The 14,487-nt window shown below is 48.2% G+C and carries 14 protein-coding genes and 1 tRNA gene; 12 read left to right on the top strand and 3 right to left on the bottom strand.

The annotated features are described in order from the left end of the window. Positions 1 to 514: 514 nt before the first annotated feature. Positions 515 to 2,272: an EamA family transporter gene (locus tag NC997_RS09070; protein WP_190527459.1), complete on the top strand. Its 1,758-nt coding sequence runs from the start codon at positions 515 to 517 to the stop codon at positions 2,270 to 2,272. Between the two features lie 304 nt (positions 2,273 to 2,576). On the opposite strand, the gene NC997_RS09065 is transcribed toward NC997_RS09070, so the two are convergent. After that, positions 2,577 to 2,661, bottom strand: a tRNA-Ser gene (locus NC997_RS09065). 63 nt (positions 2,662 to 2,724) lie between these two features. Here NC997_RS09065 and NC997_RS09060 point away from each other — a divergent pair. The 10 genes from NC997_RS09060 to NC997_RS09015 all read left to right on the top strand — a co-directional run bounded on the left by NC997_RS09060 (position 2,725) and on the right by NC997_RS09015 (position 11,249). Further along, positions 2,725 to 3,093, top strand: coding sequence for a 2Fe-2S iron-sulfur cluster-binding protein (locus tag NC997_RS09060; protein WP_190414758.1), 369 nt, complete (start codon positions 2,725 to 2,727; stop codon positions 3,091 to 3,093). A gap of 52 nt (positions 3,094 to 3,145) precedes the next feature. Further along, positions 3,146 to 3,640: a thermonuclease family protein gene (locus NC997_RS09055; RefSeq protein ID WP_242033038.1), complete on the top strand. Its 495-nt coding sequence runs from the start codon at positions 3,146 to 3,148 to the stop codon at positions 3,638 to 3,640. Positions 3,641 to 3,700: 60 nt separating this feature from the next. Beyond that, the gene (locus tag NC997_RS09050; RefSeq protein ID WP_190527454.1) at positions 3,701 to 4,525 is read left to right on the top strand and encodes an inositol monophosphatase family protein; all 825 of its coding nucleotides are present in this window, start codon (positions 3,701 to 3,703) and stop codon (positions 4,523 to 4,525) included. A 113-nt stretch (positions 4,526 to 4,638) separates the two neighbouring features. Beyond that, positions 4,639 to 5,613, top strand: a complete 975-nt coding sequence (locus NC997_RS09045; RefSeq protein ID WP_190437476.1) for a J domain-containing protein — start codon at positions 4,639 to 4,641, stop codon at positions 5,611 to 5,613. Positions 5,614 to 5,753: 140 nt separating this feature from the next. Next, complete coding sequence (locus NC997_RS09040) at positions 5,754 to 6,977, top strand: ATP phosphoribosyltransferase regulatory subunit (protein WP_190527453.1); 1,224 nt, start codon at positions 5,754 to 5,756, stop codon at positions 6,975 to 6,977. Positions 6,978 to 7,155: 178 nt separating this feature from the next. Then, positions 7,156 to 7,380, top strand: coding sequence for a 4Fe-4S dicluster domain-containing protein (locus NC997_RS09035; protein ID WP_190527451.1), 225 nt, complete (start codon positions 7,156 to 7,158; stop codon positions 7,378 to 7,380). A gap of 90 nt (positions 7,381 to 7,470) precedes the next feature. Continuing rightward, on the top strand, positions 7,471 to 8,199 hold the full coding sequence (locus NC997_RS09030; RefSeq protein ID WP_190414752.1) for an ABC transporter ATP-binding protein: 729 nt from the start codon (positions 7,471 to 7,473) through the stop codon (positions 8,197 to 8,199). A 375-nt stretch (positions 8,200 to 8,574) separates the two neighbouring features. Continuing rightward, entirely contained in the window at positions 8,575 to 9,060 is a 486-nt protein-coding gene (locus tag NC997_RS09025; RefSeq protein WP_190527578.1) for a Mov34/MPN/PAD-1 family protein, read from the top strand. A gap of 98 nt (positions 9,061 to 9,158) precedes the next feature. After that, positions 9,159 to 10,331 (top strand): molybdopterin-synthase adenylyltransferase MoeB, encoded by a 1,173-nt coding sequence (moeB, locus tag NC997_RS09020; RefSeq protein ID WP_190414751.1) that lies wholly within the window; start codon positions 9,159 to 9,161, stop codon positions 10,329 to 10,331. A 270-nt stretch (positions 10,332 to 10,601) separates the two neighbouring features. Next, positions 10,602 to 11,249 carry a hypothetical protein gene (locus NC997_RS09015; protein ID WP_190527449.1) on the top strand — a complete coding sequence of 216 codons (648 nt, stop codon included), beginning with the start codon at positions 10,602 to 10,604 and terminating at the stop codon, positions 11,247 to 11,249. Positions 11,250 to 11,319: 70 nt separating this feature from the next. Here the strand turns inward: NC997_RS09015 and NC997_RS09010 are convergent, their stop codons facing one another. Both NC997_RS09010 and NC997_RS09005 read right to left on the bottom strand, forming a co-directional pair. Further along, positions 11,320 to 11,964: a molybdenum cofactor guanylyltransferase gene (locus NC997_RS09010; RefSeq protein WP_190527447.1), complete on the bottom strand. Its 645-nt coding sequence runs from the start codon at positions 11,962 to 11,964 to the stop codon at positions 11,320 to 11,322. Between the two features lie 144 nt (positions 11,965 to 12,108). After that, positions 12,109 to 12,939 carry an N-acetylmuramoyl-L-alanine amidase gene (locus NC997_RS09005; RefSeq protein WP_190527445.1) on the bottom strand — a complete coding sequence of 277 codons (831 nt, stop codon included), beginning with the start codon at positions 12,937 to 12,939 and terminating at the stop codon, positions 12,109 to 12,111. A gap of 157 nt (positions 12,940 to 13,096) precedes the next feature. On the opposite strand from NC997_RS09005, the gene NC997_RS09000 reads away from it, so the two are divergent. Then, a complete protein-coding gene (locus NC997_RS09000) occupies positions 13,097 to 14,305 on the top strand; it encodes a NupC/NupG family nucleoside CNT transporter (protein ID WP_190437462.1) in 1,209 nt (402 codons plus the stop codon). Positions 14,306 to 14,487 lie beyond the last annotated feature (182 nt).

The following is a 14,487-nucleotide window of genomic DNA, read 5'->3' as shown; positions in this document are numbered from 1 at the left end:
CGATCAATTGGCTTTCAGGCAGGGAGACACGGCGCTGTTTCATCCGCGTATTACAAAGCTCAAACCTCTGCTTCTAAACGTGGCGCGAACTTTCTTCCCCCTTTTATTGGGGCTTTAGGGATCAAAATATTAGACTTCTTGCAAAAGTTGTCTGAACCCTCCAAAAGTCTCTCGCTCGCGGGAAGAAGAAACTCCCTCTTTGTTCTTCAATATGTCGAGGGAGGATAGTGTCTAAGTAGTTTTTCTTGCAGTCACTGCAAGATTCAACAGTCTAGAAAAAAATTAAATTCACCAGAAAAATCTCTTAAAAATCACCAGAATTTTGGAGTAATCTGTCAGGATTGATGACAAAACATCAAACACTTTCCTTCATCAGAGAAACAACACCTAGTTGAGCAAAATCACATCCATCAGAAAGTGTATCTGCCAAAATATCAGAAATACTAACAAGACTTAAGTAAACTAAGTTAAAACTACACTTCGTTATAGCCAATCGTACCGAGGTTATACGCTAATGGGGCAACTGGACAATCTACCGGAAAATCACAACACCGGAAATGCTACGGCAACAGAGGCTCTTTTGAGGGCGATGACGCAGGAACTTGAGAACCTGAAGCAAAATCTCATCGTCCAGTTGAATCAAGACGTTGAGCGACTCCAGGCTGAGAAATCCCGGTTGGTCGATGAGATCAATCATCTACAAGCTCAGCGTCAGCAATTACCCTCGTCCCAAAGCTCTCTGCCTCAAGAACAAATTGATCAGGATCAGCAGCAATATTTAGTTGGGCAACTCACCCAAGCGATCGCAGAACACCTGCAAGATCTGCTGATGCAACGGCTGTCCCAGCAACCAGGCAGCTCCTATCACCCGCTGGGTGGCACTAGCAGCGCCAATTTGCCGCCCTCGGCAAATGACTACAACGACAGTGCCTACCGAATCCTCTCTTCCTTGGATACAACCCTAAGAACGACTTTTAAAACACTGCAACAAGACATCAGCAGCTATCAAAGTTCGTTCTCCCAGCAGCTGTCGCGGATGCACGGCTTGGAGCAACAAGGAGAAGCAATTTTAGAAACTCTCGTCAATCGCCTGCACGAACAACTGCAAGCAGAAAGCGATGCGCTGCCATTAGTACCATCAGAGTCAGAGGTGGGAGGGCAAGCTTATAGCGATCGCAAACAGCCTCCAGAAGCGAATGCGATTCCGTTCTCGGTTCCGGCTGCCCCGTTACCACCGCCACACCAACCTAAACCAAGCTCCCAAGGTCAGTTAGGGTTATTGTTGATTTTAATTTCTACCGTGGCGCTGTCGGTTCATAACGTGGTTGTCCAAATCATTGGCAGAGAAAGTCAAATTTTTAACTTGTTTTCCTTGGGAGGATTCATCAAGCTAGGTTTGGGCAACTCGCTGTTAATTTTGTGGTTCCGGATGATGGTGGTGCTGCCTTTAATGGCTTTACTTGCCATCGTTCTCTATCCCAACGTGTGGAGGGATATTAAGAAGTTTTTATTAGATCCAGACCGGCGCGGACTTTTAACGGTAGTCGGGAGTGGCTTCTTCCTGTTTTTGTCGCAAGTGCTGATTTATATCGCCATCCCCCAAATTGGCCCAGGGGTTGCAGTGACAATTCTGTTTATGTATCCAATTATTACAGTCCCGCTGGCGTGGCTGTTTTTTGGCGATCGTCCCACCTTCCTGCGCGTTGGAGTGATGTGTACGATTTCCTTGGGTGTTATCCTCGCAGCTTGGCCTAAAATCTTCCCGGCGGTTAATAGTGGGGTGGCAAGCATTTCTGGGGTGGGAGTTGGCACCGCCGCCGCCTCAGGAATCGCCTTTGCCTTCTACCTGATTTTTATGCAGCTTGGCTTTCAAAAGCTTCACCCCGTCCCCGTCAGCTTGGTTCAGTTTACAACCATCTTTGTCCTGGCTAGCATCAGTCTGATGTTGCCATTACCAGAAAATTTGGCTGTTCAGGTTATCCCGGATAAGCGCCTGGGTTTGATTATCGGCGGCGTTGTCTTGGGGATATTAACTCTAGCGGGCTATTTGTTAAATAACTTTGGCGTTCGCTTCTTGGGTGCCGCACGAGCCTCGATTATCGCTTCTAGTGGCCCTGTGTTAACAGCAGTTTTGGCATTTTTGATTATTCCGAGCGCTCAGAATGCTTTACAGCCGATATCAATTTTCGGCATCGTACTGGTGACGCTGGGAGTGTTTGCCCTAAGTTTTGAGCGGCTGCTGGTTCAAAACAAGGCGCAACCCGCAAAATAAACGATGCTGTTGGTTAATTGATTCGTCTTAGGGTGGGCAATGCTCACCCTTTTTTTATTGTTTGTTATTGGGCACTTCTAATTTATTCAAAAGGCGCGATCGCGTCTTTCTCTCTAGTCAAATTTGAATCCGATCGCTCTTACCCCACCAACGTCAACACTCCTGCTGCAAAATCAAATACCAATCGCTTTTTCTGCTGGGGATTCACGCGCTGATACTGAAGCGCTCCCCAAAAATAAATATCGCCCCAGAGGATACTTCTAGGGCGATAAGCCTCTCAGCAATGCTGAGTTTTGATTTTCAACGGAGAGGGTGGGATTCGAACCCACGTTAAGTTGCCCTAAACAGCATTTCCAGTGCTGCGCCTTCAACCACTCGGCCACCTCTCCAGAGGTTTATTTATTTTGAAATGTGCAACTCAAAGCTGCGATTTTTAATAATACACTAAAACTATGACGAATTACCACACCATTCGGATACGCAATCGCCAAACCGGCACTCACCATGACCTTCAGGTGCCAGAAGATCGCTATATCCTATCTAGCGTCGAGCATCAGAGCGTCGAGTTGCCTTTTTCCTGTCGCAATGGCGCTTGTACCACCTGTGCCGTGCGCGTCCTCTCAGGGGAAATCCATCAGCCAGAAGCAATGGGGCTTTCTCCGCAACTGCGCGACAAAGGCTATGCTCTACTCTGCGTAAGTTATCCTCGCTCCGACTTGGAAGTAGAAACTCAGGATGAGGATGAAGTTTACGAACTCCAGTTCGGTCGCTATTTTGGCAAGGGCAAAGTCCGTTTCGGTTTACCGCTGGATGAAGAATAACCAAAGGCGATCGCGAAAAACAAAAAGGCAAAAGAATTTTCTCTTTTGCCTTTTGGCTTTTGGCTTTTGGTTTTTCTTGGTCGGTTGCCAAGCGAAAGAAGTTCCGACAGGCGTCACCGTGAAGGTGGAGCGGGTTGTCACCGGACAAACCCTGGAAGTGCTGGATACCAGCAAGCAATCCGCTTTGGTAGAGCGAGTGCGGCTGCTGGGAATCGAGGCACCCGACATGAAACAGCAGCCTTGGGGATCGGCGGCTCAAGAGCGGCTCAAGCAGTTGATTGGCGGACAATCCGTTTTGTTAGAGTCGGATGGATCGAGCAAAGACCAGTTTGAGCGCCGGTTAGCTTATGTGTGGAAAGATGGGGTATTGCTGAACGAGCAGATGGTGGTAGAAGGGTATGTGTTTGTACCGCGATCGCTCAACAACAAATATGACCAACGGCTCACCACCGCTCAAGAATATGCTCGAATTATGGGCAAGGGCATTTGGAACCCAGAAAAACCCATGCGCTGGACTCCAGCAGAGTTTCGGCGTCAAAATCGCTAACGGCTCATTGCGAATGGCTAATTATTCATTGTTCAATGCCATTAGCTATTAGCCACAAATATGACACACCATACCCCTGACCAACTGCAAATTTTTCTAGATATTGCCACCGAGGCGGCGCTAGCTGCTGGTGCCGTCTTGCAAAGCTACTGGGGCAAATTAGAAGCCGTTGAAGAAAAAGGACGTCCAGGCGACCTCGTAACCGAAGCAGATAAAGCCGCCGAAGCCACCATTCTTTCAGTCATCAATCGCCATTTTCCCCACCATCAAATCCTGGCAGAAGAATCCGGGCAACTGGGAGATACAAAAAGCGAATACCTCTGGGCAATCGATCCCCTAGATGGCACCACAAATTATGCTCATCAGTATCCCTTTTTCTCCGCCTCAATCGGGTTACTGATTGACGGAGTTCCCCAAGTCGGTGTCGTTTACGATCCATTTCATCAGGAGTTGTATCGCGCTGCCAAAGGCTTAGGAGCCACTTGCAACCGGAGGAGCATCCGAGTTTCCAAAACAGCCGAGTTGAGCAAAAGCTTGCTTGTCACCGGCTTTGCTTACGATCGACGCGAAACAGCAGACAATAACTACGCTGAATTTTGTCACCTTACGCATCTCACTCAGGGTGTCAGGCGCAGCGGTTCCGCATCCATCGATCTCGTTCATGTTGCCTGCGGACGCCTGGATGGCTACTGGGAAAGGGGTTTACAGCCTTGGGATCTGGCAGCCGGAGTGGTAATCGTGGAGGAAGCCGGGGGCAAAGTCAGCTCCTACGATGGGAGTCCTTTAGCGATTCATTCCGGTCGGATTTTGGCAACAAATGGTTATCTACACCCACAGCTCAGTCAAGAACTGTTGCAAATTACACCTCTAAGTAGATGGCAATAAGTAGATGGCAAAGTGCTAAAAATCAGGCTTCTCTGTAAGCAAGGTCACACATAGGTTTCGCAAGGGAAGTATATTAGAAAGAATATTCGGCTCTGACGGTGGGACAGCGGGCTATGTCATTTCGGATCGACCGTGGACTGTTCAAGTTTGATTTCACAGACCACCACGCAATTTTAGGGGTGCCAGTAGATGCAGGCGTCAATGACATCCGCAAACGGTATCTCAAAATTGCCCGGAGATTGCATCCGGATAGTTGCAAGGCTGAAAACGAAGCAGAAAAACAGCGTGCCAGCCAGATGTTGTCAAAATTGGTAAATCCTGCCTACGAGCAACTGTCTCAGGATCGCACGCGGGCAGAATACGTCGTTATGGTCGGGCGAATGGGTAAGCGCTTGGCTGGGGAAGGGGCGAACGCTCAACCCCAAGGTGAAACCGCGAAACAGTTAGCTCAGGCGGGGGGCGATTTAGAGCATTCCTATAAAACGGCACTGCAAAAGCTAGCACAAACGCAATATGAATCTTTGAGCCAAGTCCTAGAAGTGACGGCTCAAATCAGCGAACTGAATATGGTTTATCTGAGGCGGAAGGGGGGTTCTGGGGTAGCAACGCCGATGATGTCAGATAAACGTCCTGTCACGGGGGCTGCTGGCGGAAATGCATCGCCGCCCCCAGCGCCGCCCCCACCGCCACCAACACCAACACCATCATCAGTGGCGGAACCCTATTTCCGTCGTGCTGATGAGTTGATAACGAAGAACCAGTTTGCGAAGGCGGAGATAGAGTTGCGGGAAGCCCTGAAAATGGAGCCGAACAATAGCCGTTGCCATAGCTTATTAGGGATGGTTTATTTGAAGCAAACTCCGCCTAAGGTGACAATGGCGAAGGTACATATCACCCAAGCTTTGAAATTAAACCCTCAAGATCCGATTGGGATAGAGGGCAAACAGGCACTAGACAAGCTGGCACAAAAAGTGGCGGGTGGCAAGACAACGACGCCGCCTAAGCCAGGGCAGGGCAAGCCAGGGCAGGGCAAGCCGGAGGATAAGTCTGGAGGCGGTTTATTTGGTATGTTTGGTAAGAAGAAATAAGAAAGCGATTTCTTCGATTAGCAACTCGGCTATTAGATGTTTGAAAGTTTTCGGTGAGAACTAGAGTCAAACCGTCAACTGGCTAATCGCGAATATTTCGCTTGAAAATCGCTTGTCAACTAACAAAAAACAACGACTGAATGGTTTATCAACCCCCGGCAGGCGCGAGGGATTTGCTGCCTCTCGATGTCGCTCAAAAAAGCTGGATTGAAGATCGGTTGCAGCAGGTGTATCACCGCTGGGGCTATCACCGGATTATCACCTCCACTCTAGAGCGGTTGGATACTTTGATGGCAGGCGGAGCCATCCAGCGCTCGACAGTGATTCAAATACAGGATGCTGAGGAGGGGACGCTCGGACTGCGCCCAGAACTGACGGCTTCGATCGCCCGTGCATCTGTGACGCGGATGGCTGGTGTTACTTATCCGCAACGCCTCTACTACAACGCAAATGTATTCCGCCGTCCGCAGGGCAGCAATTACGGACGTCAGCAGGAATTTTACCAGGCAGGGGTAGAGCTGTTGGGTGCGGGGGGTGTCTTGGCAGATGCAGAAGTGCTGTTGTTGCTGGGAGACTGCTTGAAGTGTCTGGGGTTAAGCCAGTGGCAGGTAATTTTGGGAGAAGCGGGGTTAACGCGATCGCTTTTTTCTCCGTTTCCAGTTCATCTGCAAGAAAAAGTGCGACGGGCGATCGCGCATCTCGATCGAATCGCACTGGAAACTCTGCCCCTTTCCCCCGAATTGCGAGAACGAGCTTTATTTCTATTTGAGCTGCGGGGACATCCTGCTGATGTGCTGCAACAAGTTTCCACCCTAGATTTAGCAGAATCTGAGCGGCAAACAGTCAATACTCTGAAATCCCTGATCGATCTTCTCAATGAAGGCTGTTCCCATCAGCAAAGCTTCCCCGTAACTCTGGATCTCAGCTTGATCCAAACCTTTAACTATTACACCGGCATTGTGTTTGAAGTCGTTAGCGATACAGACACTCAAGCACGGGTTTTAGCCCAGGGTGGACGCTATGACCAACTGCTGGGACTCTATCATCCCCAGGGGCAAACTTACCCCAGTATTGGCTTTGCGCTGAATATTGAAGACTTATATCAAGTCTTGCTCTCGAAGGCTGGTATGCCCCGCGAAACGCCCGCGAGTGATTGGTTAGTCGTTCCTTCATCTCCCCAAGCCTATCTGGCAGCGTTCGCCTACGCCCAAACCCTGAGAGATTCGATTCATCTGGTACGAGTGGAAATGGATTTAGGGGAGCGATCGCCTGAAGATGTGCGAGAATATGCCCGTAGCCGTCACATCCGTCGCATTGCCTGGGTGGAAGCTGAGGGTGCTACTAAAATTGAGACGCTGAGTTAGATTTTTTAACGCAAAGGTACGCGCAGAGGTACGCAAAGGGGAGGCGATTTTTCTTGCAAAATTTCACCTTTATTTGCATACTTTTGCATTTAAAAAGTCTCGTTTCAGCTATCAGCTTTCAAAAGACTTTGGTAGGCTATAGAAGCAGCCGTCTGCCAATCCCAAGAGAGAGAACACTGTGCCGCATACGATTGTTACTAATACCTGCGAAGGCGTCGCTGATTGTGTCGATGCCTGCCCTGTTGCCTGTATTCACGAAGGACCTGGCAAAAACACGAAGGGGACTGACTGGTACTGGATTGATTTTGCCACTTGCATTGACTGCGGCATCTGCCTACAAGTCTGCCCCGTGGAAGGCGCAATTGTCCCCGAAGAACGCCCCGATTTGCAAAAAACACCCTAATTGTTGATTATTCATGGTTCATGGTTGATGCAGGAATTGCAATACATCATGAACCATAAAAAATAAATATTAAATAATAAATAAGAACGAATGACTAATGAACCTTTATTAGAAGTTGAAGATGTTTGGGCGGGATATGTCAAAGATTTGGATATCCTTCAAGGGGTGAATTTCAAGATATATCCAGGTGAATTAGTTGCCGTAATTGGCCCTAATGGTGCCGGAAAATCAACATTAGCAAAGACTATCTTTGGACTTTTAAACCCTCATAAAGGCAAAATTACTTTCAAAGGCGAAAATATTGCTGGCTTAAAGTCGGATCAAATTGTTCGGCGGGGAATGTGCTACGTGCCGCAAATCTCGAATGTGTTCCCATCGCTGACGGTGGAAGAGAATCTGGAGATGGGCGCGTTTATTCGCAACGTCCCTTTGAAACCACTTAAGGATCATATCTTTACCACTTTTCCCGTTCTGGCTCAACGGCGGCATCAGCGTGCTGGAACTCTTTCAGGGGGAGAACGGCAGATGCTGGCGATGGGAAAAGCTTTGATGTTGGAACCCACTCTGTTGCTGCTGGATGAACCTTCGGCGGCGCTGTCTCCCTTATTGGTCAATAACGTTTTTGAGCAGATTCAAGCGATTAATCAAACGGGCAAAGCAATTGTCCTGGTGGAACAAAATGCCCGGAAAGCTTTAGGCATGGCACACCGGGGTTATGTGTTGGATACAGGACGCGATCGCTTCACAGGTCCCGGCTCCGAACTCTTGAACGATCCGAAGGTAGGAGAACTGTATCTGGGCGCAGGTAAAGCTCACTGACGCATTGAGCGATCGCTGCTAAAAATTAAAGAAATTGGCACTATACAAATAGTGTTCGCTTTGGTACTATATTTTTTATAATTGGAATCCATGCGCCCATATATATTGCTGAAATTTAGAACAATACAATTAACTTCTGGAATTTTACAGCAACCCTCCGGAAATTAAAAATATTTTTGATTGAATTCCCGATAAAATTTGTCGTTTCAATCTCAACGAATTGATAGACAAGGCAGCAGCGAGAAGAGAGAAGATTTTCTTCAAAATTCCTATAGAAGCAAGGCTGTTGTGAAAGAAAAGCAGATAGTCAGACAATCAAAACGAGAGACATCTGTGGCATACAATAGTTCCACGTCTCGCGCAGGATGATTTGGCATCTTGGCAGTATTAAAACTCCACCCTCAGCATTTGCAAGCCATCCGCACCCATGCCGAAAGCACCTATCCCGAAGAGTGCTGCGGTTTGCTGCTGGGTAAACTGGCGGAAGATGGCAAAACCGTAGTGGAAGTCATGCCAACCGAGAATCGCTGGAATGCAGAAGCAGTAGAAGTATTTCAAGAAATTGAAGGTTCCGCCAAACTGGGTTCAGATAAGCGAGACAGATACGCGATCGCTCCCGAAGATATGCTAAAAGTACAAAAGCTGGGACGCGATCGCCAACTTGATATCATTGGGATTTACCACTCCCATCCCGACCATTCAGCAATTCCTTCGGAATTCGATCGGGCATGTGCGTGGTCAGTGTACTCGTATATTATTGTCTCTGTTCAACAAGGTAAAGCTGGCGATCTCCGCAACTGGAGTCTCGACGACGCCCACCAGTTCCAGCCTGAAGAAATGATAATTGTTGAAACAACCTAGATTAATAACTTAATTTTAAAAACGATTAAGACCCAAGGATACAAAGACTATTGTATTTTTGATAGGCTGTTAACTCTGTCTGCCCTCACTAAAAGGCCATGCTCAATCCCAATCTGGATGAAATCCAGCTTTCCAAAGAAGAATACGAACGCTACTCTCGCCACCTAATCCTGCCCAAAGTTGGACTGGAAGGACAAAAACGCCTCAAAGCCGCCAGTGTCCTGTGTGTTGGTACAGGTGGACTGGGTTCGCCCCTGCTGCTGTATCTCGCAGCTGCTGGTATCGGACGCATCGGCATTGTCGATTTTGATGTCGTTGATAGTTCCAACTTACAACGGCAAGTCATTCACGGCACCTCTTGGGTAGGGAAACCCAAAATTGAATCGGCAAAAAACCGGATTTTAGAAATTAATCCTGATTGCCAAGTTGATTTGTACGAAACCCGCCTGAGTTCAGAGAACGCCCTGCAAATCCTTGAACCCTACGATGTTGTCGTAGATGGCACCGATAACTTCCCCACACGTTATCTTGTTAATGATGCTTGTGTGCTGTTAAACAAGCCCAACGTCTACGCCTCTATCCTCTTTTTTGAAGGTCAAGCAACGGTATTTAACTACGAAGGGGGTCCCAATTACCGCGACCTCTATCCGGAACCGCCACCACCCGGATTAGTTCCTTCTTGTGCTGAAGGAGGCGTTCTCGGCGTTCTGTGCGGCGTGATTGGCACCATCCAGGCAACTGAAGCGATCAAAATCATCTTAGGTCAGGGGAATACCCTGAGTGGGCGGTTGTTGCTGTATGACGCCTTGCAAATGAAGTTCCGGGAACTGAAACTGCGTCCGAACCCGGAAAGACCAGTCATTGACAAATTAATTGATTACGAAGAATTCTGCGGTATTCCACAAGCAAAAGCGGAAGAGGCAAAACAGCAGATGGAAATGTCAGAAATGACGGTTCGGGAATTGAAGGAATTGCTCGATAGCGGTGCAAATGATTTTGTCCTGCTTGATGTTCGCAATCCTAACGAGTACGAAATTGCTAAAATTCCGGGTTCCGTTTTGGTTCCGTTACCAGATATTGAAAATGGTGCGGGTGTCGCCCAAGTGAAGGAATTGCTCAACGGTCATCGCTTGATTGCCCACTGTAAAATGGGTGGACGTTCGGCGAAGGCGCTGGGTATTTTGAAACAAGCTGGAATAGAAGGCACCAACGTCAAAGGCGGAATTACCGCTTGGAGTCGAGAAATTGACCCTTCGGTGCCTGAATACTAAAAAGGTTTAAGGTTACAGCTTTGAATTTAGTAACCTTTAATAGAGGCGTTCTGTGAGAACGTCTCTATTTTTCTAGATTTGATTCTAGATTTTAACTTGCTAACTTCTTGGGTACAGATGTGGGGTTCGATTGTTATTCGCTTTTGGAGGGAGATCGCTTCCCCAATCGCATTTTTAGTTGCAGCCGATAACATTAGACTGAGTGCAAAGGTGCAAACTGCTACCAATGTCCAAGTAGGATAGCTTGTGACCTACTTATGTAGAACTATCATGCAAAACAAAAGTAGCGAACGTGCCTTGTCTCGTTCCCGACGATTATCTTCTACTGGGCTAGCCCTGACCGCAGGATTATTTTCGATCGCTGTTGAGACCGTTCCTGCCACCGCCACCCATTTCAGCCCCTTTCAATACTGCGCTGCCGAATTAAGGGCGGTTGGTATCTCTACAGAACTCTCTGCCTCTAGCTGTTCGGATGCCCTCAAACCGACAGATTTATCCGCTTGCGTGTTTAATATTAACCGAGAAGCTCAGATTGCCTCACAAGATGCTCTGGCTGCCTGTCTCCGGGTGCGACGTCCCATCGAGTTAGGCAGGTGCGTGATTAATATTTCCCAAGATACCAAAAACCCGCCGTTGCTGGAGGTACTCGAATCCTGCCGTCGTAGCCTCCTACCAATCCGCTTTGCTGAATGCGTTGTCGGTTTGAATCGCCAGTTGGAGATTTCTGCCACCAAAGCGCTGGATACTTGCATTTCAGCAGATAATTTGCCCCGCAACTTATCCCCCACTTTTGCGCCGCCGCCACCCCGAAAGCCGACGCCTGACTTTACGCCGCCGGCGGAACCTCTACCTCAGTTGGCACCTTTGCCAAATTTGGACGCAGAACCCGTTGTTCCTGCTGCGCCGGTTAATCCTTAAATGGTAAGGGTAATGGCTAATGGGTTCAACGTTTGAAGTCTCTACAACTCAGACGCGATTTATCGAGTCTTTACAACTCAAACCGCTTATTACCAATTACCTGTTCCAAGTCAGCCGGTGTGTTGCAATTAAATAAGAGCGATCGCTCAGTTAGGGGCAGTTCTTGTACGGGATGTTGAGACAACCATTGCTGAAAGGATCTGCCCCCTTTATTAATGAATTCAGTCAAGCTAGGCAAACAGCGACGGCGATAAAAACCGCATAACGGTTCCCAGCCTTTGGGATGTCGGGGGAGGAAGGCAATACAATCTTCTGGTACCTCTGGTAAATGCTGTACCCAATTCTGCAAAACTTCCTCTTTCAAATTGGGTAAATCGCAGGCAAGTAACAGCACCCATTCTGTTTGCACTGGCGCGAGTCCTTGAGCAAAGCCAATCAGTGGCCCCTGGGGTTTCTCATCGTTAGAAAAAGAGTGTGGTTCTCCTGTCCCGACTTCTCGAATTAATTTACAGGTGCTGGGTACAATATCTTGATATCGTTCGATCCACAGCGTTACCACATACACTTTTGAAGCACACGCTTGGGCAACTTCACAAACCCGCCGAATCAGGGGAACGCCCTTAACAGAAATTAGGGCTTTATCCCGCCCCATACGAGAACTTTTTCCACCTGCCAAAACAATTGCTGTCAGCGATACAGCCGAGGATGGGTTCATTGAATATTCATTAAACAATCGGGGAATCGGGAATCGGTAATTTTTGAGCGATCGCGCATAAGCGGTGAGTCATGAGTGATTTATTCAAAACTCAAAAATTTAACCGATTATAAATTACCCATGACCCAATAAATTGAAAGCAAATTAATAGGTTGTTAAAACGACTGTGCGGGTTGGATTGTCCCATTTAACGGATACTTTAAATGGCTGCAAATCTACCGCTTTGATATATTCGAGATTCCGGTGAGTAGTGGTGCGGAAGTCTGCGACTTTACTCGGATCGATTCCTAAAGACTTTAGGAAAACAACCGGAATACAAGCATTCCCATTCACCAAAATTCCTTGATTTTGATATAGCTGGGCGTTGATTTTGACACTAATAACGGGGTAGCTAGGAGGAGGGGGAGGCGTTAAGCCCTGCCTCTGAGCTTCCTTCCGACTCCATGCTTCTAGACCGTCCGCCAATCCACGGGCGAAGTCTGGACGCTTCGTTTGAAATAAAGAGCGATCGCTTGGATTGGTAATAAACCCCAACTCCATCAGCACAGAGGGAATATCCACTTGACGGCAGAAACCCAAACTCCCGACACCTGTGGCGATATCCGATTTAACCCCACGAGATGGCAAACTGGGAACTGCCTTCAGTAAGGATTGCAGCAGTAACTGGGCATCGCCTTCGCGTTGCTCGTTGCCGTCAGTATAGAAGACGCTGGCACCCCGGATATTAGTGTTGCCGACGGAATCGGCGTGAATTTCTAAAGCGACGTCGCCACGGCGGGAGTAGGCGTTGATCCAAGTAATCGTTTCCTTCAAACTCAGGGAATCGGGAACCGAGGAAACCTCTAAACCGCGCGATCGCATTTCCTTAACCGCAGCATCGCGGGTAAGCCGCATTTCTCTGTCTTCTGTAGTGCCTCCAGATTGTGCGCCCGGATCGCCAGCACCATGTCCAGCGGAAAGAAAAATTCGTACCATTTTACGATCTCTCCAAAATTTTAATCGCCTTGAATGTTGTCGTAATTCATTCCGATCCATCCCCACAAAGATAGAATCCGCAGGCTCAGCTGATACTTTCTTGCCCACACATCCAGGCTATGATACGCCGTATTGTAACTTAGCCCTGAGAGAGTCGATGGAGCGGTTGATTTCAGCACTGGGGTTGGCTGTTTTTGTGGGATTATCTTATGCCTTCTCAGTGAACCGGCGTGCTGTGCGTTGGCGTCCGGTATTTTGGGGGCTTGGGTTAGAGTTTATTTTTGCACTGCTGATTCTGAAAACTCCCGGCGGTTTAGCTGTATTTAAGTTTCTCGGCGATGTCGTTAGCCGCTTTTTAGAATTCTCTGATGTGGGTGCCAAATTTGTCTTTGGAGATAACTTTGTCGAACACTTTTTTGCTTTTAAAGTGCTGCCGACGATTATCTTTTTTTCTTCCTTCATCACGGTGCTATACCACTACGGCATTGTGCAGCGAGTGGTGAATGGGATGGCGTGGGTCATGATGAAGACGATGGGAACATCAGGGGCTGAGTCTTTATCGTGTGCGGGGAACGTCTTTTTAGGGCCAACTGAGTCACCGTTACTGGTGAAGCCTTATGTGGCGACGATGACGCAATCAGAACTTCATGCAGTAATGACCGCGGGCTTTGGGACAATTGCGGGTGGCGTATTAGGGGCATATCTCTCCTTTGGGATTCCACCGGCACATCTGATTGCCGCTTTCTTCATGACTGCCCCGACTTCGCTGGTTGCCTCAAAATTGCTTTATCCAGAAACGGAAGTCCCCAAGACGGTTGGCAAGGCAGGGATAGAGGTGGAGAGTACCTTTGTGAATGCGATTGACGCAGCAGCTGGGGGAGCAATTGACGGGACAAAACTGGCAGTGAATGTCGCGGCGATGATTATTGCCTTTTTGGGGTTACTGGCTTTCGTCAATGCGCTCCTGGGATGGTTGGGGGGGCTTCTTGGCGTGCCTTTGCTGTCGTTGGAGTGGATGTTGTCTTTTGTAATGGCTCCCGTTGCGTGGCTGCTCGGAGTGCCTTGGGCTGACTGCGCTCAGGTGGGGGTGTTGTTAGGAAAAAAGACAATTTTGAATGATTTTATCGCCTATCTGGATCTGAAGACGCTGATTGAGCAGAAGGCGATATCCGAACGGGCGGTAATTATCTCAACCTACGCTTTGTGCAACTTTGCCAATATTGGCTCGATTGGAATCACAATTGGTGGAATTGGCGGGATGGCACCGAATCGTCAGAAAGATTTAGCGAGAATGGGTGTCAGGGCGATGATTGGCGGTTTGTTCGCGGGTTTTATGACCGCTGCGATCGCGGGAATATTATTGTGAGCAAGGCATTCAGTTGAAGAATTCTCTAGAAGCACTAATTCTCTAGAAGCACTATTGTTATGTTAATTCGCTATAGCTAGAGGTTCGGGTAGTCGCAGCAAAGGATATCATCGGCGGTGGTGAAGGCGATCGCTTATCCCGTTACTTTGCTTCCCGCCCGGATGTTGTTGTAAGTTAAAGGC

Source organism: Trichocoleus sp. DQ-A2, from assembly GCF_039961915.1.
Taxonomy (GTDB): Bacteria; Cyanobacteriota; Cyanobacteriia; order Cyanobacteriales; family FACHB-T130; genus FACHB-T130.
This window is presented reverse-complemented; position numbering and strand designations above follow the sequence as displayed.

What these genes read in the sequence shown, in the direction of transcription:
- NC997_RS09070 (WP_190527459.1), top strand. Translation starts at nt 515, where the DNA reads ATGGGGCAACTGGACAATCTACCGGAAAATCACAACACCGGAAATGCT.
- NC997_RS09060 (WP_190414758.1), top strand. Translation starts at nt 2,725, where the DNA reads ATGACGAATTACCACACCATTCGGATACGCAATCGCCAAACCGGCACT.
- NC997_RS09050 (WP_190527454.1), top strand. Translation starts at nt 3,701, where the DNA reads ATGACACACCATACCCCTGACCAACTGCAAATTTTTCTAGATATTGCC.
- NC997_RS09045 (WP_190437476.1), top strand. Translation starts at nt 4,639, where the DNA reads ATGTCATTTCGGATCGACCGTGGACTGTTCAAGTTTGATTTCACAGAC.
- NC997_RS09040 (WP_190527453.1), top strand. Translation starts at nt 5,754, where the DNA reads ATGGTTTATCAACCCCCGGCAGGCGCGAGGGATTTGCTGCCTCTCGAT.
- NC997_RS09030 (WP_190414752.1), top strand. Translation starts at nt 7,471, where the DNA reads ATGACTAATGAACCTTTATTAGAAGTTGAAGATGTTTGGGCGGGATAT.
- moeB (WP_190414751.1), top strand. Translation starts at nt 9,159, where the DNA reads ATGCTCAATCCCAATCTGGATGAAATCCAGCTTTCCAAAGAAGAATAC.
- NC997_RS09015 (WP_190527449.1), top strand. Translation starts at nt 10,602, where the DNA reads ATGCAAAACAAAAGTAGCGAACGTGCCTTGTCTCGTTCCCGACGATTA.
- NC997_RS09010 (WP_190527447.1), bottom strand. Translation starts at nt 11,964, where the DNA reads ATGAACCCATCCTCGGCTGTATCGCTGACAGCAATTGTTTTGGCAGGT.
- NC997_RS09005 (WP_190527445.1), bottom strand. Translation starts at nt 12,939, where the DNA reads ATGGTACGAATTTTTCTTTCCGCTGGACATGGTGCTGGCGATCCGGGC.
- NC997_RS09000 (WP_190437462.1), top strand. Translation starts at nt 13,097, where the DNA reads ATGGAGCGGTTGATTTCAGCACTGGGGTTGGCTGTTTTTGTGGGATTA.